This window comes from Brachybacterium aquaticum (assembly GCF_014204755.1).
GTDB lineage: Bacteria > Actinomycetota > Actinomycetes > Actinomycetales > Dermabacteraceae > Brachybacterium > Brachybacterium aquaticum.
Genome location: NZ_JACHLZ010000001.1, coordinates 2,796,223 through 2,819,390, shown reverse-complemented (window position 1 = coordinate 2,819,390; position 23,168 = coordinate 2,796,223). Strand labels below are relative to the sequence as shown.

Annotated in this window: 21 protein-coding genes; 10 read left to right on the top strand and 11 right to left on the bottom strand. The window is 73.5% G+C overall.

The features are described from left to right. Positions 1 to 121: 121 nt before the first annotated feature. Together HNR70_RS12635 and HNR70_RS12630 are read right to left on the bottom strand one after the other, a co-directional pair. A complete protein-coding gene (locus HNR70_RS12635; RefSeq protein ID WP_184325966.1) occupies positions 122 to 559 on the bottom strand; it encodes an OsmC family peroxiredoxin in 438 nt (145 codons plus the stop codon). A 255-nt stretch (positions 560 to 814) separates the two neighbouring features. Continuing rightward, entirely contained in the window at positions 815 to 2,761 is a 1,947-nt protein-coding gene (locus HNR70_RS12630; RefSeq protein ID WP_184325965.1) for a solute carrier family 23 protein, read from the bottom strand. Positions 2,762 to 3,019: 258 nt separating this feature from the next. On the opposite strand from HNR70_RS12630, the gene HNR70_RS12625 reads away from it, so the two are divergent. From HNR70_RS12625 to HNR70_RS12615, 3 genes are all read left to right on the top strand, one after another. Continuing rightward, the gene (locus tag HNR70_RS12625) at positions 3,020 to 4,288 is read left to right on the top strand and encodes an MFS transporter (RefSeq protein WP_312857662.1); all 1,269 of its coding nucleotides are present in this window, start codon (positions 3,020 to 3,022) and stop codon (positions 4,286 to 4,288) included. Between the two features lie 103 nt (positions 4,289 to 4,391). Continuing rightward, entirely contained in the window at positions 4,392 to 5,231 is an 840-nt protein-coding gene (locus HNR70_RS12620) for an alpha/beta hydrolase (RefSeq protein WP_184325964.1), read from the top strand. Between the two features lie 51 nt (positions 5,232 to 5,282). Next, on the top strand, positions 5,283 to 5,852 hold the full coding sequence (locus HNR70_RS12615; protein WP_184325963.1) for a hypothetical protein: 570 nt from the start codon (positions 5,283 to 5,285) through the stop codon (positions 5,850 to 5,852). Between the two features lie 30 nt (positions 5,853 to 5,882). Here the strand turns inward: HNR70_RS12615 and HNR70_RS12610 are convergent, their stop codons facing one another. Both HNR70_RS12610 and HNR70_RS12605 read right to left on the bottom strand, forming a co-directional pair. Then, positions 5,883 to 7,157 carry an alkaline phosphatase family protein gene (locus HNR70_RS12610; protein ID WP_184325962.1) on the bottom strand — a complete coding sequence of 425 codons (1,275 nt, stop codon included), beginning with the start codon at positions 7,155 to 7,157 and terminating at the stop codon, positions 5,883 to 5,885. A gap of 144 nt (positions 7,158 to 7,301) precedes the next feature. Beyond that, complete coding sequence (locus tag HNR70_RS12605) at positions 7,302 to 7,646, bottom strand: hypothetical protein (protein ID WP_246375219.1); 345 nt, start codon at positions 7,644 to 7,646, stop codon at positions 7,302 to 7,304. 171 nt (positions 7,647 to 7,817) lie between these two features. Between HNR70_RS12605 and HNR70_RS12600 the strand changes: the two genes are divergently transcribed. Further along, positions 7,818 to 9,170 (top strand): serine/threonine-protein kinase, encoded by a 1,353-nt coding sequence (locus HNR70_RS12600; protein ID WP_184325961.1) that lies wholly within the window; start codon positions 7,818 to 7,820, stop codon positions 9,168 to 9,170. Positions 9,171 to 9,215: 45 nt separating this feature from the next. On the opposite strand, the gene HNR70_RS12595 is transcribed toward HNR70_RS12600, so the two are convergent. Together HNR70_RS12595 and HNR70_RS12590 are read right to left on the bottom strand one after the other, a co-directional pair. After that, complete coding sequence (locus HNR70_RS12595) at positions 9,216 to 10,787, bottom strand: serine hydrolase domain-containing protein (RefSeq protein WP_184325960.1); 1,572 nt, start codon at positions 10,785 to 10,787, stop codon at positions 9,216 to 9,218. A gap of 114 nt (positions 10,788 to 10,901) precedes the next feature. Then, positions 10,902 to 11,372: a MarR family winged helix-turn-helix transcriptional regulator gene (locus HNR70_RS12590; protein WP_184325959.1), complete on the bottom strand. Its 471-nt coding sequence runs from the start codon at positions 11,370 to 11,372 to the stop codon at positions 10,902 to 10,904. Positions 11,373 to 11,573: 201 nt separating this feature from the next. Here HNR70_RS12590 and HNR70_RS16015 point away from each other — a divergent pair, with 201 nt between their 5' ends. Together HNR70_RS16015 and HNR70_RS16010 are read left to right on the top strand one after the other, a co-directional pair. Then, complete coding sequence (locus tag HNR70_RS16015) at positions 11,574 to 12,209, top strand: ATP-dependent metallopeptidase FtsH/Yme1/Tma family protein (protein ID WP_312857661.1); 636 nt, start codon at positions 11,574 to 11,576, stop codon at positions 12,207 to 12,209. 3 nt (positions 12,210 to 12,212) lie between these two features. Further along, positions 12,213 to 12,422, top strand: a complete 210-nt coding sequence (locus tag HNR70_RS16010; protein WP_246375218.1) for a hypothetical protein — start codon at positions 12,213 to 12,215, stop codon at positions 12,420 to 12,422. Between the two features lie 3 nt (positions 12,423 to 12,425). Here HNR70_RS16010 and HNR70_RS12580 read toward each other — a convergent pair whose 3' ends face one another. The 3 genes from HNR70_RS12580 to HNR70_RS12570 form a co-directional block, all read right to left on the bottom strand. Then, positions 12,426 to 13,238 (bottom strand): SWIM zinc finger family protein, encoded by an 813-nt coding sequence (locus HNR70_RS12580; protein WP_184325958.1) that lies wholly within the window; start codon positions 13,236 to 13,238, stop codon positions 12,426 to 12,428. Positions 13,239 to 13,266: 28 nt separating this feature from the next. Beyond that, complete coding sequence (locus tag HNR70_RS12575; protein WP_184325957.1) at positions 13,267 to 16,452, bottom strand: DEAD/DEAH box helicase; 3,186 nt, start codon at positions 16,450 to 16,452, stop codon at positions 13,267 to 13,269. 83 nt (positions 16,453 to 16,535) lie between these two features. Continuing rightward, positions 16,536 to 18,068 (bottom strand): MinD/ParA family ATP-binding protein, encoded by a 1,533-nt coding sequence (locus HNR70_RS12570; protein ID WP_184325956.1) that lies wholly within the window; start codon positions 18,066 to 18,068, stop codon positions 16,536 to 16,538. A gap of 117 nt (positions 18,069 to 18,185) precedes the next feature. Between HNR70_RS12570 and HNR70_RS12565 the strand changes: the two genes are divergently transcribed. Then, entirely contained in the window at positions 18,186 to 18,932 is a 747-nt protein-coding gene (locus HNR70_RS12565) for a protein phosphatase 2C domain-containing protein (protein ID WP_184325955.1), read from the top strand. 693 nt (positions 18,933 to 19,625) lie between these two features. Here the strand turns inward: HNR70_RS12565 and HNR70_RS12560 are convergent. Both HNR70_RS12560 and upp read right to left on the bottom strand, forming a co-directional pair. After that, entirely contained in the window at positions 19,626 to 20,390 is a 765-nt protein-coding gene (locus HNR70_RS12560) for a winged helix-turn-helix domain-containing protein (protein WP_184325954.1), read from the bottom strand. A gap of 455 nt (positions 20,391 to 20,845) precedes the next feature. Then, positions 20,846 to 21,484 carry a uracil phosphoribosyltransferase gene (upp, locus tag HNR70_RS12555; protein ID WP_184325953.1) on the bottom strand — a complete coding sequence of 213 codons (639 nt, stop codon included), beginning with the start codon at positions 21,482 to 21,484 and terminating at the stop codon, positions 20,846 to 20,848. On the opposite strand from upp, the gene HNR70_RS16525 reads away from it, so the two are divergent. The 3 genes from HNR70_RS16525 to HNR70_RS12545 are packed head-to-tail and all read left to right on the top strand — an operon-like array spanning position 21,483 to position 23,154. Further along, a complete protein-coding gene (locus HNR70_RS16525) occupies positions 21,483 to 22,082 on the top strand; it encodes a helix-turn-helix domain-containing protein (protein ID WP_376768824.1) in 600 nt (199 codons plus the stop codon). The two genes, upp and HNR70_RS16525, sit on opposite strands and share 2 nt — an antisense overlap. Further along, entirely contained in the window at positions 22,082 to 22,615 is a 534-nt protein-coding gene (locus HNR70_RS15605) for a DinB family protein (RefSeq protein WP_221421132.1), read from the top strand. The genes HNR70_RS16525 and HNR70_RS15605 overlap by 1 nt, the downstream gene beginning before the upstream one ends. Then, positions 22,612 to 23,154, top strand: coding sequence for a dihydrofolate reductase family protein (locus HNR70_RS12545; protein ID WP_184325952.1), 543 nt, complete (start codon positions 22,612 to 22,614; stop codon positions 23,152 to 23,154). Before HNR70_RS15605 ends, HNR70_RS12545 begins: the two co-directional genes overlap by 4 nt. Positions 23,155 to 23,168: the final 14 nt, after the last annotated feature.

The window sequence follows — 23,168 nt, the reverse complement described above, 5'->3', positions numbered from 1 at the left end:
TGCATGTCGAGCGCCCATGCATGCCGGAGCGCCCGCCGGGATCCGGGGATCCGACGGGCGCTCCGGCGGGGCAGTGCGGTGCTGACTGCGCGGCGGGATGCGGCGCGCGGTGCGCCGGCCGTCAGGCCAGCGAGGCCTCGAGGGTGATGTCCACGCCCGCGAGGGCCTTGGAGACCGGGCAGGTCTGCTTGGCCTCCTCGGCCAGGCGCTGGAAGTCGGCCTCGTCGATGCCGTCGACCTTCGCGGAGACGGTCAGGGCGATGCCGGTGATGCCGCCCTCGCCGGCGTTGAAGCTCACCGCGGCGGCGGTGTCCATCGAGGTGGGCGGGGTGCCGTTCTCGGCGAGCATGTTCGAGAACTGCATCGTGTAGCAGGCGCTGTGGGCGGCGCCGATCAGCTCCTCGGGCGAGGTGGTGCCCTGCTCCGCGTCCTCGGCACGGGCCTTCCAGGACACGTCCATCGTGCCGAGCTTCGAGGTGTCCAGGGTGGTCGAGCCGGAGCCGGAGATCAGATCCCCGGTCCAGGCGGTGGAGGCGTTGCTGACGACGGTGCGGGCCATGGTGACTCCTTGGGTCGAGGACCGTTCAGGTCGGTTGCCGTTCAGGTCGGGTGCCGTCCTCGCGGTCCGCGAGGGCGCTCCCGGCCCACCGTAGTCCCGCCCGCGCTCACCCCACACCGGTTACCGGAAAGTCATGTGCGCCTGTGTTCCACGAACGGAACACAGGCGCACATGACGTGCGGGTAACCGCCCGGGGCTGCGGAGTGGGCGTGGGGCGGGACGGGGTGGGGGCGCGGGAGCGTGTGTCGCGGGGGCTTACTGCAGCGACTCGAACTTCCGCGCCCAGGCGCTGCCCACGGGGTTCGCGTCGGCGACCATGATCCCGAAGCGGTCCCCGGCGATCTCGGCGACCTCGGTGAGGGCCACACGGCGCTCGTGCTCGGGGGAGTGGTCCAGGCGCCGCACCCCGTCGGCCACGATCTGCGCGAACGAGTCGGTGCGGCCCAGGAACGCCACGAACGGCAGCCCGAACTTCTCGGTGTAGCGCTGGGAGAGGTCGCGGACCTGCTCCACGTCCTCGTCGGTGAGGTTCTCCAGGGCGAAGGAGCCCACGTCCTGGCTGATCCGCCCGGCCTGCTCCTCGTCGGCCGTCACGAGGGTCGCCATGTCGGGGTAGGCGGCGATCAGGGCGTCCTGGTCGGCGCGGTCGGCGGTGAGGACCGCGTCCTCGATCGCGGCGCGCAGCGCGGGCGCGTCGGCGAAGGGACGGGACTCCCAGGCCCGCTCGAGCGGCCAGGTCGCGCCGTTGAACAGGGTGCCGAAGGTGGAGACGAACGCGCCCCGGTCCATGGCGTTCACGTCCTCGATGCCGATGCGGCGGCCCGAGGCGTCGGTGGCGACGTTCGCGCCGCGCTGGCGGCCCAGGTGGAAGAACACCAGGTTCAGCACGATCGCGGACATCGCTCCCACGGTCACGCCGGAGGAGACGAACACCTGCGCCCAGGAGGGGAACACCCCGGCGATGTCGGGCTTGAAGCTCACCAGCATCGCCAGACCCAGCGAGGTCCCCACGATCACCGAGTTGCGGTTGTCGGTGAGGTCCACCTTGGACAGGGTCTGGATGCCCACGAGGGCGACCGATGCGAACAGCGCCAGCGACGCACCGCCCAGCACGGGGGAGGGGATCGCGGCGACCACGGCGCCGGCCTTGGGCAGCACGCCGAGGACGATCATGATCACGCCCGCGCCCGCCACGACCCAGCGGGACTTCACGCGGGTCAGCCGCACCAGGCCGATGTTCTGGGCGAAGCAGGTGTAGGGGAAGGAGTTCAGCACGCCGCCGAGCAGGGTGGACAGGCCGTCGGCCCGGATCGCGGCGGAGATGTCCTTGGGACGGATGCGCTTGCCGACGATCTCACCGGCGGCGAAGACGTCGCCGGTGGTCTCCACCATCGTGATCAGCATGACGATGATCATCGAGATGATCGCGGTGAGGGAGAAGGTCGGGATGCCGAAGTAGAAGGGGGTGGTGACCTCGAAGGCGGAGGCCTCGGTGACTCCGGAGAACGAGGTGTCCCCGAGCAGCACGGCCACGCCCGTGCCGATCACCAGACCCAGCAGCACCGCGATGGTGCCGAGGAACCCGCGGAAGAACCGCTGGACCAGCACGATCACGGCCAGGGTGCCGAGCGCGTAAAGGATGTCGCGCGTGGCGGGGGTGCCCTCGGCGTAGTTGGTGATGTCCCCGGCGGAGACGCCCAGCAGCGTGATGCCCATGGTGGTCAGCACGGTGCCGATCACGACCGGCGGGAAGAACCGCAGGATCCGCGCGAAGTACGGGGCGACCAGGAACGTGAACAGGCCCGCGACGATGATCGAGCCGTAGATCATCGGCAGCCCCTCGGCGCCGCCCTCGCCGCCGGTGGCAGCCAGGCCGATCGCGATGATCGGGGACACCGCGGTGGTGGTCACGCCCTGGATGATCGGCAGGCGCACGCCCACCTTCCAGAACCCGACCGACTGGATCAGGGTCGCGATGCCGCAGGTGAACAGGTCCGCGTTGATCAGGTGGATCGTCTGCTCGGGGGTGAGGTTCAGGCCCGAGGCGATCAGCAGCGGCACGATCACCGCGCCCGCGTAGAACGCGAGCACGTGCTGGATCGAGAGCACGGTGAGCCGGGCGGGCGGCGGCACCTGGTCGACGGGGTGCACGGCGCGCTCGGCGGGAGCGTCCGGGGCGGGTGCGGTGGCGGCGGAGGTCATGGGCATCCTTGGGGTCGCCGGGAGGGGAGGCCGACGAGGGCGAGGAGGGGATCCGGGAGCGACCCGGCGAGCCGGGCCGCCACCAGCGTAGGCCCGCTCGCGCGGGCCCGAGGCCCTCGTCCGCGTGAGATCCGCCCGACGCCGGGTGATGTCGGCGGCAGGTGATGTCGGAGGTGGGTGATGTCGGAGGTGGGTGATGTCGGCGGCACCGCCCGGCATTCACTGGCTCCCGCGCCGGGGCAGGAGTACAAGGGGAGCGTGACCCCCTCTCCCCGCATCTCTCCCCAGGACGCACCTGCCGCACCCGACGACTCCGCAGCCCCCGCGCGCTCGCGGGTCCGCCGCCCCGTCGGCGCCGTGCTCGCGGTGCTGGCGGTCGCGACCATCGCGGTGAACCTGCGCCCCGGCGCGACCGGCGTCGGCCCGTTGATGGAGCAGATCGTCGCTGAGTACGGCCAGGGCGCGGTCGCCTCCGGCCTGCTGACCGCCCTGCCCTGCCTCGCCTTCGGCGTGCTCGGTCTGCTCGCCGTGCCGATCTCGCGCCGGCTCGGTCTCACCGGCTCGTTGGTCGCCTCCTTCGTGGTCACCGCGATCGCGCTGCTGCTGCGCCCCGGGGCCGAGGTGTTCTGGCTGTTCGTGCTGCTGTCGGTGCTGGGCCTGCTCGGTCCCGCGCTCGGCAACGTGCTGGTCCCGGCATGGGTGAAGCTCCACGGCAGCACCCGCACCGTCGGTCTCATGACCCTGTATTCGGTCACCCTCGCCCTCGGCGGCGCGGCCGGTCCCACCCTCGCCGTGCCGCTGGCCGGCGGGACCGTCGAGGGATGGCGGATCTCGCTCGCGTTCTGGGGGATCCTCATCGCGGTGCCGGTGGTGGTGTGGGCGGTGGTGCTCACACGCACCGGCCACGACTTCCCGCCCGCCCCGCCGCGCGGCGAGCTGCCCGGCTCGCTGCTGCGCTCTCCGACCGCGATCGCGCTGACCTTCCTGTTCGCCATGCAGTCCCTGAACGCCTACACCCAGTTCGGGATGCTCCCGCAGATCCTCACCGACGTCGGGGTCAGCCCCGTCGGGGCCGGGGTGCTGGTGGGCGTGATCTCCGGCTGGGGCTTCGTGGGCGGGCTCGTCATGCCCTCGGTCATCGCCCGCGCCCGCGGACTGCAGTGGATCGTGGCGAGCTTCGGGGTGCTCACGGTCATCGGCTACCTCGGCCTGCTCTTCGCCCCGACCGTCAGCCCGCTGCTGTGGGCATGCGTGCTCGGCCTCGGCGGCTTCGCCTTCCCCACCGCGATCGCCCTGCTCCCGGCCCGCACCCGCTCGCCGCTGGTGACCGCGCGACTGTCCGGCGCCACCCAGCCCATCGGCTATCTCATTGCCGCGGCCGGCCCCTTCATCGCCGGCGCCCTGCTGGAGGCCACCGGCACCACCGCGTCGGTGCTGTGGTTCCTCGCCGGCACCGGCGTGCTCCTCGCGATCGCCGGGTTCCGCGCCGCCCTGCCCCGAACCGTCGACGACGAGATCGCCCGCTGACCGCCTGACCCGCTGACGGGCTGACCCGGACCGGCCGGTCCGTCCCGTCGGCCGCTCCTCGCGGGCGCCCGCGCGAGCGCGGAGTCCATGGGAGGATGCCCCCATGAGCCTCGTCCGCAGCCTGCGCATCCTGGCCTCCCAGCGGCCCTCCACCCCGCCCCGCGCCGTCGCCGACCCCGCGCGCGTCACGCGCGTGCGGCACGCGCACGTGCCCGTCACCTGGATCGACCAGGAGCTCGCCGGCTCCGGGGCGATCGTCCACCTCCACGGCGGTGCCTACGTCCAGGGCGAGACGCCGCAGACCTGGGACTGGCTCGAGGAGGTCTCCCGCCGCTCCCGCGTGGCCGGCGCGATGATCCACTACCGCCTCGCCCCGCGCCACCGCTACCCGGCCGCGGTCGAGGACGTGCTCCACGCCGTGGACGACATGCTCGCCACCGACGTGCTGCGCCCCGGCGCCTGGGTGCTCTCCGGTGACAGCGCCGGCGGCGGGCTCGCGCTCGCCGTCGCCCAGACCCTCGCCCACACCGGCTCCGGCGCCCCGGCCGCGCTGCTGCTGGAGACGCCCTGGAGCGATCTGTCCCGTGACGACCACGGCGAGGAGCAGCTGCGCATCGCCGCCCGGGTCTACGCCGGCGGCGTGCCGCGCACCGAGCCGCGGCTCAGCCCCGTCCACGGCGACCTGCACGGCCTGCCGCCCGTGCACCTGGTCCTCGGCGGGAAGGACTCGCTGGTCCACGACGGTCGACGGCTCGTCGAGGCGCTCGACGGCGCGGGCGTCGAGCACCATGTCCTGGAGATCCCGAGCGGTGGCCATCAGGTCGGCGTCGCCGGTCAGGGCGCGGACTCCCAGGAGGCGCGCCGCTTCCAGATCGCCGCGGTCCGCGCAGCGCTCGGGATCAAGACCACCCCCGTGCCAGGCGGGCACCACGGCGGTCACTGACCGGGACCGTCGGAGACTGCACTCCCTGGTAGGGGCGCTACTCTGTGCGCCATGAGTCGAGGTGACCGAAAGGTCGGCGGGTACGAGCCCTGGAGCAGCAGCCCGAAGGCCGTCGCGGAGATCCGCGACGTGCTGGTCGAGTTCGCGGCCACTGGCGCCCTGCGCCTCGTCCTCCAGCAGCTGACCCTCCACGAGGACGGCCGCGAGGCGGGGATCCACGAGGAGATCGACGCGATCGTGGACGTGGGCGGGAACCTCGTGTCCATGTCGATGCGGGACGCGGTGCGCGCCGACGTCGGCGCGTCCACCCGGCTGGACGCGGCGATCTCCCGCCTGCGCGCCGAGGTCGCCGCCGACCGGGGCGAGAAGATCGACTCGCTCAGCGTGGTGCTCGATGCGGACAGCCGACGGGTCGTCCTGCTCGGCTTCGACGTGGACGTCTCCCCGCAGGACGTCGAGGGCGGCGCCTCCCCGGACGCGCTGCACGACGGCGAGCACCACATCCGCCACCACGCTCCGACGCTCGAGGATCTGCGCGATCGCATGGCCGGCCCGGAGCCGGGAGTGCTCGAGCGTGCGCTGAAGGCCGTGCGCGAGCGGTGGCGCCGAGCCCGCGGCTAGACCCGCGACGCAGTCACACGAGCGGTGCTGTCACACGAGCGGTGCTGAGGCGGGGCACATCCCCGCCGCCGTCGCGCCCGGCAGGTGCACTCCGAGCGCTCCGGCGAGGGTGACGCCGAGATCCGCCCAGGACCCCTCCATCGGCACGTCCGGCAGGCCCGGCCCCCGGGCGAGCGCGGTCGAGGGCGCCGACGGATCGCTCACCGCGCGCGGACCCGCGTAGTACGGATCCTCGCCGTCCACCAGCGGGCGATGCGTCGCCGACAGCCCGAACACCGTGCCCGGGGTGCCCTCGAGCACCGCGATCACGTCGGTCGCGTCGGTGGCCCCGACCCCGTCGTCCACCGGGCGCAGGCGCAGCCGGGTGTGCGCCGCGATCTCGGCGAGGGCGCCGAGGACTTCCTGGCGCAGCGACTCCGGCTCCGTGCGGCCCACGTGCGCCACCCCTCGGGGACCGTCCGGCCACACGAGGGCCCGGAAATCAGTGGTCCTCGTGCCCTCGGTGTGCACGAGACCCGCGGCGGCGAGGGTGGCGTTGGGGTGCACGAGCAGCGCGGCGGGCACGAGCGGACGCCCCGGGACCAGCACCACCCGGTCGCGGTCCGTCGGGGCGAAGGCGGTGAGGATCTGCTGCATCGCCTCGGCGACGTCGAACAGTGCATGCTCCGCAGCGGTGGTGCCGAGTCCTGCGGTGCGGCGCACCAGGCCCAGGCCCGTCAGCCGCACGGCCAGCAGATCGACCCGGCCCCGGGTCAGGGCCTCGCACGCCACCTCGGCGACCAGGTCGTCCGGCGGGACCTGGCTGAGCTGCACCCCCAGGTCGCGGCGCGGCGCCAGATGTTCGGCGACCATGCGCGGGGAGCTGGTGCGCTCGGCCATGTCCCAGCGGTTGCGGTAGTGGCGCAGGTCCTCGACCAGCGGCAGGCACAGCGCGATGTCCGCCCCGGCGGTGGCCGGCCACTGCAGCGCGGCGGTGACGCCGCCGGCGTCGCGGACCTCGTCGAACAGGGTCGAGGTCGTGATCGAGCGGGCGTACCAGGTGGAGCGGCTCTCGGGACGCTCGGGCACGAACGGTGCCTCGGTGGCGACGCCGGTGTGGGCGACGGACGCGCCGGTGACCAGGCTCGCCAGTGCCGGCGCCGGCTCGGAGGGACCGCCCGAGCCGATCCGCAGGGGAATGGCACCGTCGATCGCAGCGCGGGAGAGCAGCGGATGGGACCGGGCGCCGTCCTCGTGCAGGAACGTGCGGGCGTCGTGCTCGTCCAGCCCGTCGACGGCGAGCAGCAGCGTGCGACCCGGTCTCATGGCACCCCCTCCTCGGACACGGCTTCGGTCCCCGCACCGTAGGGAGTGCGGCTGGACGGGGTGCGTGGGCGGGGTGAGCGTCCGGCCACCGTGAGGTGAACAGACGGGGTGCGGGGCAGAGGTGCGGGAGGACCGGCGGGGCGGTCAGCGCAGCTGCGGGTCCGAGAGATCGGCCCGGCCCGCATCCGCGTCCATGCGGCGGCGCACCAGAGCGGCGTCCTCGCGGTCGTGCCGGGTGGCCTTGTCGACCAGCGGGGTGGTGTCCACGTCGGGCTCCTCGGGCTGGAGCACGAGCCACACCACGAACGCGATGGTCAGCAGCAGGCACACGGCCAGCAGGATCGCCATGAGGGGCCAGCTCGCGGGGACGGGATCCCAGAAACCGTCGCCCTCGAACGGGGCGGTGCCGGCGAACGGAGGTGCGGCGAGCAGAGAATCGGCGAGCAGAGAATCGGCGCGCAGCACGTCTGCGGTGAGGCGATCGCCCATGAGCCCCCCTCAGGTCGCGTCGCACGGGCCCCGGGACAAGCACCGCGGGGCAGGGATCCCCGTCAGCATAGCGGCGCGCGATCACGCGGTGCCATGCCGCCGTGCCATCACGCGGTGCCATGCCGACGTGCCATGCCGCCGTGCGCGGGCCTGACGATATGCTGAGAAATCATGGCTGACGTTATTGTCGGGCGCTTCGCGCTCATCGACCTGATCGCAAAGGGCGGTTCGGGCTCCGTCTGGCGCGCCTGGGACTCCAAGACCAAGGAGCTCTGCGCGGCGAAGGTCCTGCGCCAGCGCGACTCGGCCGACCTCATGCGCTTCGTGCGCGAGAAGGGCGTCAGCTTCGACCATCCGCATCTGCTCACCCCCTACGGCTGGGGCGCCGAGGACGAGCACGTCGTGATCGCGATGCCGCTGGTCTCCGGCGGCACCCTCGAGTCGGCGGTGAAGAAGAGGGGCAAGCTCTCCGAGCCTGCGGTCGTGGTCATCCTCGACCAGCTGCTGGACGGGCTCTCGCACGTGCACTCGGAGGGCTGGATCCACCGCGACGTGAAGCCCGCGAACATCATGTTCGAGCCGCGCGGGCGCGCTCATCCGGTCTCCCGCCTGGCTGATTTCGGTATCGCCGTGCACGAGACGGACGTGCGCTTCACCCACGTCGGCATGGTCAACGGCACCCCCGGCTACATGGCCCCGGAGCTGTTCGCCATGGCCGAGCCCACCCCCTCCCACGACCTCTACGCCGCCGGGGTGGTGGCGCTCGTGGCGCTGAACGGGCCGATCAAGCTGCACGACGGCGCATTCCGTCCCGACGAGCTCAGCCAGCACCTGCGCGGGGTGACGCCGAAGCTCTCCGCCGTGATCCGCCGCCTCGTCGCCGCCCAGCCGGAGGACCGCTACCAGGACGCCGACACGGTGCGCCGCGACCTGCCCCGCGTCCCGCAGGGCTACCCGCTTACCTTCGCCGACGGCTCCCCGCTCGACTTCCAGGACACCCTGGACCCCCTGCCTCCGAACGCCCCGGGCGTGAAGCGGCCCGAGCGCCCCGCGCCCCTGGTCGCGCCGTCCTCGCTCGAGGCGATCCGCGCCGGGCAGGTGCAGCAGGGCTTCACCGCCGGGTCCCCGACCGTGGCCCCGTCCCCGCAGACCGGCCAGCGGTGGGCCCACGGCGGACCGGTCCCGCCCGGTCAGCACGGCGGCGGGGGCCCGCAGGGACAGCGCACCAGCGCGCACACCACCCCGCAGACCTTCACCGCGACGGGCACCGCCACCGCCACCGGTCAGCAGCGTGGCACCGACCGCAGCACGATGATCGCGGTCGGTCTCGGCGTCGGCGCGGCCCTCGTGCTCGGCGTGATCGTCGCGGTGGTGCTGCTCATGGTCTTCAACGGCGACACCTCCGCGCTCGGCGCGCTCGACTCCTCCGCGCACGATTCCTTCGCGCTCGGCGACATCGCGCCGACGGGGGACATCGCTCCCACGGGCGAGATCCCGTCGGCCGACGGGCCCGCCGCCATCTGATCGGCCGACGGGCCCGCGCCCGCCTCCTGAACCCCGCCCGCCCGCTCAGCGGGCGACGACGTCCAGGGCCTGGATCAGCGCCTGCCGCCGAGGATCCATCAGCAGCTCCACATGCACCGACGGCGAGGCAGAACCCTCCGCGGCCGCATGCTCCGCAGCCCCGGCCTTCCCCGGCAGCGTCCAGCGCAGCCGCGCACCGCTGAGCACATAGGCGTCCGCCACGCGCAGCGACTCCAGCTGGCCCCCGTCCAGGCCCGCCGTGGCGAGCGCGGAGGTGAGGCGGCGTCGCCGCTCCTCGCGCGAGATGTCCAGGTCCATGTTGTCGGCGAACCAGGCGTCGGCCACGGCGTCGTCCCCGCCGCGCAGCCACTCCAGGGCGGCACCGGCCGCCTCGAGAGTGCGGGGCGCGGGCCGCAGCGGCCTGCGCGCCAGCAGCCCGGGCGCCTTCGCACGCAGGATCCGCAGCGCCTGCATCGACAGGACGGTGGCGGGGGCGTACTTCGAGTTCGCCAGCGCCACCACGCCCACGCCCGAGTCGCGGTGCCACACCATGAACGAGCCGTAGCCGGGGTAGCCGCCGGAGTGGGAGACGACCTCGCCGAGGTCGGGGAACTGCTCGATCACCAAGCCGTAGCCGTAGCCGCGGATGCGGTCGAAGCCGGGGGAGAGACCGGTCGCGGGATCGACCGGCAGCGGGGCGAGGGCCTGGTGGCGGTGCAGCTGCTGCATCTCGCGCCGGGACGCGGTGGCGAGCGGTCCTGCGGGACGGTCCGCCGCTTCCGGCGCGTAGGCCGCGGCGAGGAACCGCACCCAGGCGGCGAGGTCGTCGACCGTCGAGAACAGCCCGGCCATCGCCCCGTACACGCCGGGGGAGTCCAGCGGCACCGGCTCGAACCGGGTCGAGTCCTCGCGGTCCGCGACGCGGTGCCCGGTCGCCAGGCGCGACGTGTCGATCTCGCCCGCCGACCAGCCGGTGCTGTCCATCCCGAGCGGCGCGAGGAAGCGGCGGCGGATCTCGTCCATGAAGCTGCTCCCGGTGACCTCGTCGATCACCCGGCCCAGCAGCGCGAAGCCGGTGTTGGAGTACTCGAAGCCCGCGCCCGGGCGGTGCACCCGGCCGAGCCCGTCGCGCAGCGTCGCCGCGAACTCCTCGCGGGTCATCGCCTCCTGCCGGTCGCCCCAGGGATTGTCGGTGACCAGGCCCGCGTCCATCGTCAGCAGACGGCGCAGTGTGGGCTCGCGGTCGTCGGCCTCGAGCGTGAAGGCGCCCGCCGCCTCGGGGACGTGGCGGGAGACCGGGTCGTCCAGGCTCAGCCGGCCTTCGTCGCGCAGCGCGAGCACGGTCGCGGCGGTGAAGGACTTGGTCATCGACGCGATCCGGGAGATGGTCCCGCGGTCCATGGGGGAGGAGCCGGCAGCGGGACGGCCGGCGTCGAGCTCGCGGTGTCCGGCGGAGCCGTGGGCGAGGATCGCCTCGGAGTGCGCGTGGCCGCCGATGATCGCCCAGGTCACCCCGGCCGTGCGGTGCTCGGCGACGGCGTTCTCGGCGAGGGCCGCGATGGCGGCGACCGCCTCGGCGGGAACGGCGGGGGCGGAGGTCAGGGGGACGTTCGGCATGCCCGCCACTGTAGACGGCGCGGGCGGGTCGCCCGGCGCAGGGCCGGCCGGTTGTGGACGGACCGCCATGGACGACCCAGGTAGCCGGGGACGACTCGGGTGGCCGCGGGCGGCTCAGGCGGCCGACGGGGTCGGCCCGGGGTCCTCGTTCTCGAGCGAGGCGACCAGGCGCTCGAGGATCACCGCGGCCTCGGTGCGCTCCGCGCCGGTCCAGCCGGTCAGGCGCTCGGTGATCAGCGCGGTCGCGGAGGCGCGCAGCTCGGCGACGGCGGCGAGGCCGGTCGCGGTGAGCTCGAGCGGGGTGGAGCGGGCGTCGTGCGGATCGGTGGTGCGGGCGACGAGCTCGAGCTTCTCGAGCCGGCGCACCTGGGGGCTGAGAGTGGAGCGGTCCACGCCCTGCCCGGCGGCGAGGTCGGTCAGGCGCACGGGGCCGTGCTCCTCGAGGGCGACCAGGAGGCCGAGCTCGGTGGGGGAGAGCTTCGTGCCCTCGAGCACCCACACCTCGCGGCGCACGTCCATGCGATTGGCCCAGCGCATCATCTCCATCAGCGCCTCGGCGACGCGGCCGTCGCTGTCGGAGCCCACCGCAGAACGGAGTCCCGCCGATGACCGACCCCACCTCCGATCCCCGTCGGGAGGCCGCCGCCGACCGACGCGGGCAGACCGACCGCCGCGAGCGGCCGCGGACCCGCAGGCGGCGGCACCTCTGGGGCTGGAGGCGCCGGCGTCCCGGGCACTGGCCACGGCGACGATCCCGCGTTCCCCTGGCGCACCGAGGGGATCGTCGTGATCGCCGCGACCAACCGTTCGGACGTGCGGGACGATGCCCTGACCCGCCCCGGCCGCTTCGACCGCAAGATCACCGTCTCCGCACCGGATGCCGTCGGGCGCGAGCAGATCCTGAAGGTCCACACCCGCGACAAGCCGCTCGCCGCCGACGTCGACCTGCAGCAGATCGCGCTGACCACGCCCGGGATGACCGGCGCGGACCTCGCGAACCTCGCCAACGAGGCGGCGCTGCTGGCCGCCAAGCGCGAGCAGACCGCGGTGACGGGCAAGGACTTCGCCGATGCGCTCGAGAAGGTGCAGCTCGGCTCCGAGCGCGCGGTGGTCATGCCGGACGAGGAGAAGGAGCGCACCGCGTACCACGAGGCCGGGCACGCCCTGGCCGGGATGCTCCGCCCCGGCGCGGACCCGGTCCGCAAGATCTCGATCATCCCGCGCGGCCGCGCCCTCGGCGTCACCCTCTCCACCCCGGAGACGGACAAGTACGGCTACGAGTACGACTACCTGCGCGGCCGCCTCGTCGGGGCCCTCGGCGGCATGGCCGCGGAGCAGGAGATCTACGGCGTGACCACCACCGGTGCCGAGTCCGATCTGCAGAGCGCCACGAACATCGCCCGCCAGATGGTGGGCCGGTGAGGCATGTCCGAGAAGGTCGGCCCCGTGCAGGTCTATCCGCAGGAGGGCAGCCCCCGCGACCACCACGACAAGCACGTGGCCATCGTGCGGGCGCTCATGGAGAAGGAGACCCTCGACGAGGCCGAGGCCTACGAGGTCACCGGCATCGAGCGGCCCTGGGTGCAGGAGCGGCACCTGCTCGGCGCGACGCGCGAGGAGGGTGCGCAGGGCTGAGGGTCAGCTGCGGCCCTGGTGGTAGAAGTCCGCGATGATCCGTGCGATGTCCTCGCCGACCGCGTCCGCGAGGCGCGCAGGATCCGTGTGGCGGGGGTCGTAGGGCGCGGGGCCCGGGGCGCCCGACGGGGCGGCGCCCTCCGTCGGGGACTCCCCGTCCGACGACTCATCGGCGGAGGCGTCCCCGTCGGCCGACCCTCCGTCGGGGCCGCCCGGCCCGTCGCCCGGAGAGGTCCCGTCGGTCGATCCCGCGCCGGACACGTCGCCGACGGCGGCCGACGGGGGAGCGGGCGGGGCCACCAGGTCCTCGAGCGTCAGCCCGCGCATCGTCAGCAGGTGCACCGGATGGGTGTCCACCGCTTCGACCAGCACGTACACCAGCGCCGAGACGTGCCGGCAGGGGCCGGGCCAGTCCAGGCAGGAGCAGTCGTGGGACAGCTCCGAGGCGCTGCGGGGCAGCAGGGACACCTCCGAGGGGGCGAGCTCCGCCTCGATCCGCTGGGGGTACTCGCCGCCGGCGAGCAGTGTCGGCAGCTCGGGGTGCGCGCGGGCGACGCGCAGGAAGTCCGCCCGGTCGCCCTCGCGGTAGGCGGGCAGCTCGAAGCGCGCCTGATGGAGCGAGCCGTCGGGGTCCTCGACCTCCGCGCGGGCCGCGCCCGCCTCGACCTCGAACCACTGCACCCGTCCGGCGCGCGCGTCGGCCCGGCCGCGGCTCGCACGGCCCGCACCCAGCAGGCGCTCGGCCGCCTCGCGCAGCGCCACCGCGTGCCAGCCCTTCCCGATCGGGCCACGGCGGGAGACCAGCTGGATGCTCATCGCATGTCCCCGTTCATCGCCTCTCCGTTCATCGGTCCTCCCCGTCCTCGTCCTCGTCCAGGGCGAGCAGCTCGAACAGGCGGTCGTCGGAGAGCTGGGAGAGCCAGTCCTCGCCGCTGCCGATGGTGAGGTCCGCGAGAGCCTGCTTGTCCTCGAGGACCCGTCCGATCTTCTCCTCCACGGTCCCGGCGCTCAGCAGCGTGTTCACGGTGACGTCGCGGCGCTGGCCGATGCGGAAGGCGCGGTCGGTGGCCTGGTTCTCCACCGCCGGGTTCCACCACCGGTCCAGGTGGACGACGTGGTTGGCGGCAGTGAGGGTGAGCCCGGTGCCGCCCGCGCGCAGGCTCAGCAGCATCATCCCGGGCCGGTCGCGCTGCTGCTGGAAGACGGCGACCATCTCGTCGCGGTCGCGCTTGGAGACCCCGCCGTGCAGGAAGGGCACCGAGGTGATCCCCAGCTCCGCGAAGCGCTCCTGCCAGTAGGGCACGAGCAGGTGCCCGAAGGTCGTGAACTGGGTGAACAGCAGCGCCTTCTCCCCCTTCTCGAAGGCGGCGGTGAGCAGGTCGTCGACCAGCTCGAGCTTGCCGGAGCGGTGCTGGCCGTCGCGCACCAGCGCGGAGCCGTCCCCGAGGTAGTGGGCGGGGTGGTTGCACACCTGCTTCAACCGGGTGATGGCGGAGACGACAAGGGTGCGGCGGGCGGCGGCCTCGGCCCCGTCCAGCTGGACCATCAGCTCGTTGACGATCGCCTCGTAGAGCCCGGCCTGCTCGGGGGTCAGGTTCACCACCCGCTCCAGCTCGATCTTCTCGGGCAGGTCGGAGATGATCGCGCGGTCGGTCTTCACGCGGCGCAGGACGAACGGGGAGGTGACCAGGCGCAGTCGGCTGATCGCCCCGCCGTGGCCCTCCTCCTCGATGGGGGTGGCGATGCGGTCCTGGAAGGTCTTCGCCGGCCCCAGGAGGCCGGGGTTCACCGCCTCCATGAGGGAGTGCAGGTCGGCGAGCCGGTTCTCGACCGGGGTGCCGGTCATGGCCAGGCGATGCGGGGCGGTCAGCGCCCTCGCGGCGCGGGTGACCTGGGTGCCGGGGGTCTTCACGTGCTGCGCCTCGTCGAGCACGAGCCGGTGCCAGGACACCGCCTGCAGCAGAGGCAGGTCGCGGGCGAGCAGGGCGTAGGTGGTGATGACGAGGTCCATGTCCTCCGCGCCCTCCACGAAGGACTCGTCCCTCACCCGGTCGCCGCCGTGGTGGACGTGCACGCGCAGGTGCGGGGCGAACTTCGCGGCCTCGCGCTGCCACGCGCCGACCACCGACATCGGGCACACCAGCAGCGTCGGCCCCACGCGCTGCGGCGGCACCGCCTCCCGGCCGGTGACGGGATCGCCGGCGCGCCCGTGGGCGCGCAGCCCCTCCCGCTCCCGGCACAGCAGCGCGAGGACCTGCATCGTCTTGCCGAGGCCCATGTCGTCGGCGAGGATCCCGCCGAGGCCCTGCTCGTCCAGCGCCCACAGCCAGTTCAGGCCGTCCAGCTGGTAGGGGCGCAGGGTCGCCTGCAGCGTCTCGGGCTGCTCATAGGGGTAGGCACCCTCCGCGCCGGGCATCAGCCGCGCGAGCCCCCGTTCGCCGCCGGAGTAGATCGCGGCCAGGCCGAAGTCGACGTCGGCCATCTCGGGGGAGAGGATCATCGAGAACATCTCGATCCAGGGCGTGCGGCCCTCGACCTCGGCCGGCACCGGCACGGGCGGCGGCAGGGCAGGCGGCGCGGCAGGGCCAGTCGGCGCAGGGCCCGTCGGCCGACGGGATCCCGCCGGGCCCGCGGGCCCGCGCACCTCGGCGCCCCGACCCCCGCGCCCGGTCCCCTCCGGCGCGTCCCCCTCGCGGACCTGCCCGTCGTCCCCGGTCCGCAGGCGGGTGCCGCGGGTCCTGGCCTGGAAGGCGTCGAGGAACCGCTCGGCGGCGCGGAGGGTGGTGGGGTCCAGGCGCACCCACTGGCCGCGCAGGTGCACCAGCTCCGTCTGCGCCTCACGGATCTGGTCCATCTCCTCCTCGGTGAGCTCGGTGTCGCCCACCGCGACCCGCCACCGGAAAGAGGCCATGGCCTGCAGACCCACCCCGGAGCCCTTGCGCTCGCCGGGCTCCTCCTCGACCTCCTGCGGACGCAGCGTGGTGCGCTTGGCGGTCCAGTCGCGCGGCAGCAGCACCGTCACCCCGGCCTCCTCGAGGGCGGGGGTGTCCAAGGCGAGGAAGGCGGAGGCCTCGGCGGTGGTCAGGAGCCAGTCCACGCCGGTGTCGTCCATCGCCGCGCCCTGCACCGTAGGGGCCAGGCGCCGCACCGCAGCACTGGCCTCGGCGGCGCCGGCGGCGGTGAGGTCCCCGACCGCGCGCAGGTCGGCGACGGGGTGGACGGTCCCGTCGGGCTCGCGCAGGCAGGTCTGCAGCGGCCAGGCCGTGCCGATCGGCGGCTGGAACAGGCGCACCACCAGCTCGCTGCCGGAGGAGCCGAGCTGCACGCCGGGCCGGCCGGAGTCGACGAAGGCGTCGAAGGCGCTGGTCAGGCGGCGCTGGGAGGGGAGGTCCGCGTGCAGCTCGCCTTCGTCGGCCAGTGCCCACAGCACCCCCATCCGGTCCCGCTCCGGCGGGGTCGCGCCCCGCAGGTGGGCGGCGAAGGCGGTGCGGGCGTGCCCGTCCACGAGGGCGTGCAGCAGGGGAGGGGCGTCCTTGTCCGGGGCTCGCCATTCCATCACGGCGCGGCCGTACCGCTCGGCGGCGCGTGCGTGCAGGTGGCGTCGCTCCACGAGGTCCTGGGCGCGCAGGTCCAGCACGGTCGCGGCGATCAGGTCCGGCTGCGCGATCAGGTGCTCGTCCAGCCGTGCGGCGGTGCGGGTGGAGATGAGTTCGGCGAGGCGATCGGGGAGGTCGTCCCCGAAGCGGGCCTCGAGCAGGTCCGTCACCGCACCGACGAGGCCTGTGAGCGCGGAACCGGTGAGCGGTAGGGCGGGGACGCGGCGATCGCCGTCCCGGCCCGGGATCCGCACCCGGTGGCGCAGGTGGTCGGGCGCCTCGGCGAGGGCATCGGCGACCCCGGGCGGGGCATCGGCGCGCAGTCCGGCGAGGTCCTCGAGCGCGCGGGAGCGACCGGGGCCGGTCTGCTCGCGCACCCATAGCGCCGGACCCAGGTCGTCGTCGACGACGAGGTGGAGGCGGCGGTCGGGCATGGGGATCAGCCTAGGCCCCGGGGCCGACGCCCGCCGGAGCGGACGCCGTGCTGTGGACGACGCGTGCTGCGGACGACGGGGGCTCAGAGCCCGTCGACGATCAGCGCGGTCGCGTCCAGCCACGCCTCCTTGGTGGGCTTGGAGACGCGGGTCCAGTCCAGGTGGGTGCCGTCGGCGAACTGCTTCTCGTACGGCACCTCGGTGACGGCGCGGGTGTGCGCGCCGAAGTGGGCGAGCAGGCGCTTGCGCAGGGTCGCGTCGAACTTGCCCTTGGAGCCGTGGGACAGGATCGTCACCGCGTGATCCACCTGCTCGCCGAGGCCCGTCGCCCGCAGCTCGTCGATCATCCACGCCGCGGCGTTGAAGGTGTCCTCGCGGACGGTCGAGACGATCACCAGCTGGTCGGCGCTGCGCACGGAGGCCAGCCAGTTCGAGGCGCGCACGTTGTTGCCGGTGTCGATGACCTTGAGTCGGTAGAAGCGCGAGAGCACCTCGTCGAGGTCGGCGAAGGCGGTGTCGTCGATCAGCGCGGCCGAGCCCGGGTCCTCGTCGGAGGCGAGGATGTCGAAGCGCATCTCGCCCTGCGGGCGCACGTACGGGTCCAGGTCCGTGGTCGAGGCGCCGGGGGCGCGCAGGCCGTCGATGCCGTGCAGAAGGTCCACGGCGGTGCGGTGGTGGTCGGTGGGCAGACCGCGCCAGCCCAGCGTGCCCCGGGTCTCGTTGTTGTCCCAGGCCAGCACGCTGCCGCCGCGGGAGACGCCGAGCGTCGCCGCGATCATCAGGGAGGCGGTGGTCTTGTGCGCGCCGCCCTTGAGGTTCACGACCGCGATGTTCCGCGGACCCTCCAGCGGGCGCTGGATCCGCTCGAGCCGGGCGATGTCCGCCTGCTCGGCCCGCCCCGGGGCGGGGGCGATCCGGCCGCCGGTCAGGCGGGTGACGAACCCGGGGAACCCGCGGGTGGCACGGACCCGGGTGAGCTTCGCCGTCTGGGTCTGCAGGTCCTGGAGGCGGGGCCGGTCGTCGGCGGGCGGCGCGGTGCGCGGGGTGAGGGGCCGCGACTCCGGGGCGGGCGCCGGCTGCGCGGCGGCGTCGGAGGACGGAGCGGCGTCGGCCGACGGGGCCGGAGCGGCGGAGGGCGCAGAGACAGCGGACCCCGAGGACGCGGCGGAGTCCGCGACCGGCGCGGCGGCGCGACGACGACGCCCGCCGTGGGGGCGGACGGCGGCGAGCTCACCGGTCGACTCGGCAGATGCGGAGGCTGCAGAGGTCGCAGAGACCGCAGAGGCTGCAGAGACCGCACAGGCCTCGGAGGCGGCAGAGTCAGGGTCGGTCACAGCGGGGAGCAGGGGCTCATCGTCATCGGGGCCGTACATCGGGCGGTCGTCCGCGTCCCGGGCGGAGATCCGGCCGGTCGGCTCGACCTGCAGGTGGTGGCGCACGTCGGGCTCGACGATCACCACGTCGATGTCCCGGTCCTGCTCCTTCGCGGAGGAGATGAAGACGTCCTTGATCCGGTCGCGGATCTCGGGCAGGTCGGCGCCGACGACCTCGACGGACCGGTCCGCCAGGTGCACCGTGGCGGTGGTGTCCGAGGTGATCCTCGCCTGCGCGATCATCTGTGCTTCCCTTCAGCATCCGAGCGCCGCGAGGATCGGGATCCGACGGCATGGTCCGGCACCACTCTACGGTCGCCGCGCTCTCCCGCCCCGCCCCGTCCTGCCTAGAGTGGCACCGTGCACACCACCCTGCTCACCGATCCCTCGGTCCCCGGAGCGGACGAGGATGCCGCCGGGGTGCTCGGGGACGTGGCCGTGCTGCTGGACGGCGCCGGGGTGCCTGCACGGTTCCGCGCCGGCTGCCGCCACAGCGTCGCCTGGTACTCCCACACCCTCGCCGCCCTCCTGCTCGCGCGGGCACAGGACACGTCCGTGTCTCTCACCGAGGTGCTCCGCGCCGGGATCGCGCAGATCGCCGGGCTCCACGCCGACGAGTGCGCGCTCGAGGAGGGCGGCCCCTCCGCGACCGTGGTGCTGGTGCGGCGCACGCCCCCGCACCTCGAGCACCTCGTGCTGTGCGACTCGTCCCTCCTGCTCACCCGTCGCGACGGGGGCGTCGAGCGCGTCACCGACCGACGGGTCGAGGAGGTCGTCGCGCGCGGCGGCGGGGCCGAGCGGATCGAGGCGCAGCGCAACGCCCCGGGCGGATTCTGGGTCGCCCGCCACGAGCCGGAGGCCGCGGCACAGGCACGAGTGGGGAGCACCCCGCTGGCCGAACTCTTCTCCGTCCACCTCGTCTCCGACGGGGTCACCCGGGCCGTGGAGCTGCTCGGGCTGCACGACGACGCCTCGCTCGCCCGTGCCCTCGACGACGATCCGGGGGCGGTGATCGCACAGATCCGCGGGGCGGAGGACGCGCTCGCGGACGAGCGCGCACCGCGGAAGCGCCACGACGATGCGAGCGTCCTCACACTTCACCTGTGAGGAGTCGGGGAAGGGAGTGCCCCCTCACCGCTGCGCCGTGGAGCGCAGGACCGTTCGACAGGTCCGGAGGAGGGCCGTACGAGCGGTCGGGAGGGATGACGGTTCTCGCGGATGCGGTGGAGAAACGCCATTCTCCACCGAAGGTGCGGCGGGGGAGGGCCCCGTCGCGCTCCGCACCGAGCTGAGCGGCTGTCCGGAAGTTCCTGCACGTCACCTGCGAGAACGACATGCCGTGTCGCATTTACAGGCATCGATCGGGGGCCTAGACTCGGGAGCACGACGTCGTCGCCACTCGCTGTCAGGGGCGTTCTCCGGAACGTGACGCGAAGAACGAAGACGGAGGGTCTGTGGGCGGGGACTTCACGGATGCGACTGGTAGTGTTCCGGTCTGTCGGAAGACGTTGAAAACTTAAGAGATGTGCCGTTCTCCAAGACCCCCCTCATGGGGAGCGGCCGGACGGGCAACTACGCCAGGTTCCCCCACCTATGGCAGCCCGTCCAGCCTGTTCGCCCGCACCCACCCCTGACGGACGACAGGCCTGACGAGCGGTCCGTGAGCCCCCGACACTGTCGGCTGAGAGCTCCGGGCCGCTCGTCCCATTCCGGGACAGTCCATTCCGGGACAGTCCATTCCGGGACGGTCCGCGGATTCCGGGGCGGGGCCCGGAGCTCTCGTGTGCGGCTCCACGGTCCTCAGGAGAGGATCGCGACGTCGCTGCCCGGGTCCAGGCGGTAGCCCGCACCGCGCACGGTCGAGATCAGGCGGCGGTAGCGGCCCAGCTTGGTCCGCACACGACGCACGTGCACGTCCACGGTGCGCTCACCGGTGTCCTCGGGCGAGCCCGCCCAGACCGTCTCCATGAGCTCGGTGCGGGAGATCGTGCGGCGCGCGTCGCGGGCCAGCTGGGCCAGCAGCTCGAACTCCTTGTAGGTGAAGTCCACGTCCTGACCGTCGATGCGGACCCGTCGGCCGAACAGATCGATCACCAGGCTGTCCTCCGGCGCGACCGAGGGGCTCGAGGGGCTGACGGCCGTGGCCTGCAGCTGACGGCGACGGGCGGCCTCCGCATCGCGGCGGGCGGGGGAGTTGGGGGAGACGACCCCGGCGCGGCGCGGACGCAGCGGGCTGACCGGCGCGGCACCCTGGGCGCGCGGCGGCAGCGGGCGGGAGGTGGAGCGACCGGCGGTCGCGAAGGTCTGCGGGCTGCTGACCGAGACGGTGGTGCGGCCGTCGCGGGCGGCGACCAGGCGCTGCGCCCGGGTGCGCAGCTCGTCGGCGATCACCGCGGCCTCGACGTCACCGGTGCCGGCGGGCAGGGTGACCGAGACGGTGATGGTGACGGCGTCCTCGGCGGGGCGGGGGCGCGGGGCGGTGCCTCCCACGCGGTACAGCGACCGGGTGGCGGGGCGGGCGTCGAAGGAGGTGGTGGTCGTGGGGCGATCCAGGGCGATGGTCATGATGCGAGTTCTCCGAGGGGCGGCGCGTCTGCGCGGCGGCTGGTGGGCCCGGGATCCCTGCGATCGACGCCTGCTGGCGGATCAGGAAGGGGTGTGCTCCCGGTGGCACCCGGAGCCCGCGCCTTCCGGCCGGCTCCTGTCAGCCGATCTCGGAGAGGTCGTGAGCGCTCAGAGGCTCGGCTGACGATGCATCATCGGCATCATCATCATGAACATCATCATCGAGCGCATCGCGGAGCGGACCACCCGGCGGGTGGTCTCGCGGAACGCGGCGTTCGAGGTCATGGGGGAATCCTGCACCAGGCCCGGAGGCAGGGCAAGGGTGCGTTCATATTCTGAAACGCCGCTGGTCAGACGGGGTGCGCGTGTGGAGAGGTATGCAGGAACGCCCCCGACCGGAAAGGTCGAGGGCGTTCGCAGGTGTTCCGGGCGCGGCCCGTCGGGCGTCGCGATTCCTAGTCGACGACACCGAACAGGCGGTCGCCCGCGTCGCCGAGGCCCGGGACGATGTAGCCCTTCTCGTTGAGCTTCTCATCGATCGCGGCGGTGACGATGGTGAGGTCGATCGAGGGATCGATCTGCTCCTCCATCGTCTTCAGGCCCTCCGGAGCGCACAGCAGCGTCACGCAGGTGATGTCGCGGGCGCCGCGCTCGTGGAGATACTCCACCGCCGCGATGAGGGTGTGGCCGGTGGCGAGCATGGGGTCCAGCACGAAGCACTGGCGGCCCGAGAGGTCGTCGGGCAGACGGTTCGCGTAGGTGGTGACCTCGAGGGTCTCGTCATTGCGGACCATGCCGAGGAAGCCGACCTCGGCGGTGGGCAGCAGACGGGTCAGCCCGTCCAGCATGCCCAGGCCCGCGCGCAGGATCGGCACCACCATGGGCTTGGGGTTCGTGAGCCGGTGGCCGGTCATCGGGGAGACGGGGGTCTGGATCTCCGCCGGGGCCACGGCGACGTTGCGGGTCGCCTCGTAGGCGAGCAGGGTCACCAGCTCGTCCGCCAGCTGGCGGAACACCGACGAATGGGTGTCGCGATTGCGCAGCACCGTCAGCTTGTGGGCGACGAGGGGGTGGTCGATCTCGAGAACGCGCATGGCCCTGAATCTACCGGAGCGCGGCACACCTCCGACACCGCGGCCCCGGCGCAACTGGTCCGGGTGGCGGACGGTCCGGGGCCGGCGGCGGTGGGGGCGCCGGGGCGGTCAGGCCGCGAGGTGCGCAAGTTCGGTCGGGCGCGGGCTCGCACCCGGTGCGGATACTGGTTCCATGCCCGAGACCGATCCGCTCCGGCGCCTGCTGGACGTCGTCGTCGAGGACGGCGACGGCTCCCTCGCGGGCATGGCCGGCGGCGCCCACCTCTCTCCCTTCCACTTCCAGCGCACGGTGAGCGCGCGGACGGGGGAGAGCCCCAGCGCGCTGCGCCGTCGGGTGCTGCTCGAGCGCGCGGCCTGGCGCCTCCAGCGCGGGACCTCGGTGACCGAGGCGGCTTTCGACGCCGAATACGACTCGGTCGACGGTTCTCCCGCGCCTTCCGCCGCGCCTACGGCTGCGCGCCGTCCCAGCTGCCGCCCGCCTCGGAGCGCGGGCACTGGCTGCCCTCGCCCAACGGTCTGCACTTCCATTCACCGGTCGCGCTGTACGTCGAGTCGGGGCAGGCGCGCGGGAGCTCCTCCGGGGGCGTGGTCGCCCTGATGGTCGAGCACGACGTCGAGGACATCGACCTGCTGCTCGAGGTCACGGCGACGCTGCCGGAGCAGGAGCTGGTCCGGGTGCGGATGCCGGGGCATCGCCCGCGGGACTTCGACGGCGCGGAGGAGACGATCGCCCAGAGCGTCCTCCACCTCGTCCTCAGCCGAGAGCCCTGGCTCGCCTCCATCGCGGGTGTGCCCCTTCCGTCCGATGTCCCGCCGGATGCCGTCCCGTCGGACTCGTCCCAGGTCCGCGATCTCCGCGAGCGGAACCGTCGCACCGCGGCGCGCTGGCTCGCGATGGTCCGTGAGGTGCAGCGACGCGACGCCTGGGCCGATCGGGTGATCGATGCGCTGTGCGACCCGCCCGAGAGCTTCCTGCTCAGCCAGATCCTCGCCCACGAGCTGACCTTCTCCGCTCACCGCCGCCAGGTCCTGCGCTGGATGCTCGCCGACGCGGGCGCCGACCTGACCCCGCCCGCCCTCGACCCCGACCCGATCCTCTGGCACCGCCGACGCACAGGAGACCAGCCATGACCCGCTACCGCTTCTACACCGCCACCACGCTGGACGGCTTCCTCGCCGATGAGCATGACAGCCTCGACTGGCTCCTCAGCCAGCCCACCGGGGACGACAGCATCCTGCCGATGGAGAGGTTCATGGAGGACGTCGGCGCGATCGTCGCCGGTCGCAGCACCTACGACTGGGTGCTCGAGCACGACGACAGCGTCGAGGGCGCCTGGGTCTTCACCCAGCCCACCTTCCTGTTCACCCACCGGGAGGTGGAGGCGCCCCGCGGTGACGTCCGCGCCGTCCATGGCGACCCCGCGCAGCATCGCGCCGCGCTCGAGGAGGCTGCGGGCGGGAAGGACGTGTGGATCGTCGGCGGCGGTGACCTCGCGGCGGACTTCGCCCGCGCCGGGATGCTGGACGAGCTGTTCGTCTCGTTCGCCCCGGTCACCCTCGGGGCCGGGAAGCCGCTGCTCGGCGGCCGCTTCGCCCTCGAGCTGCTCGAGCACGGCACCAACGGGGCCCTGCTCGAGGCCCGCTACCGGGTGCTCGGCCCGCTGGAGTGAGCGCATCCCGCGAC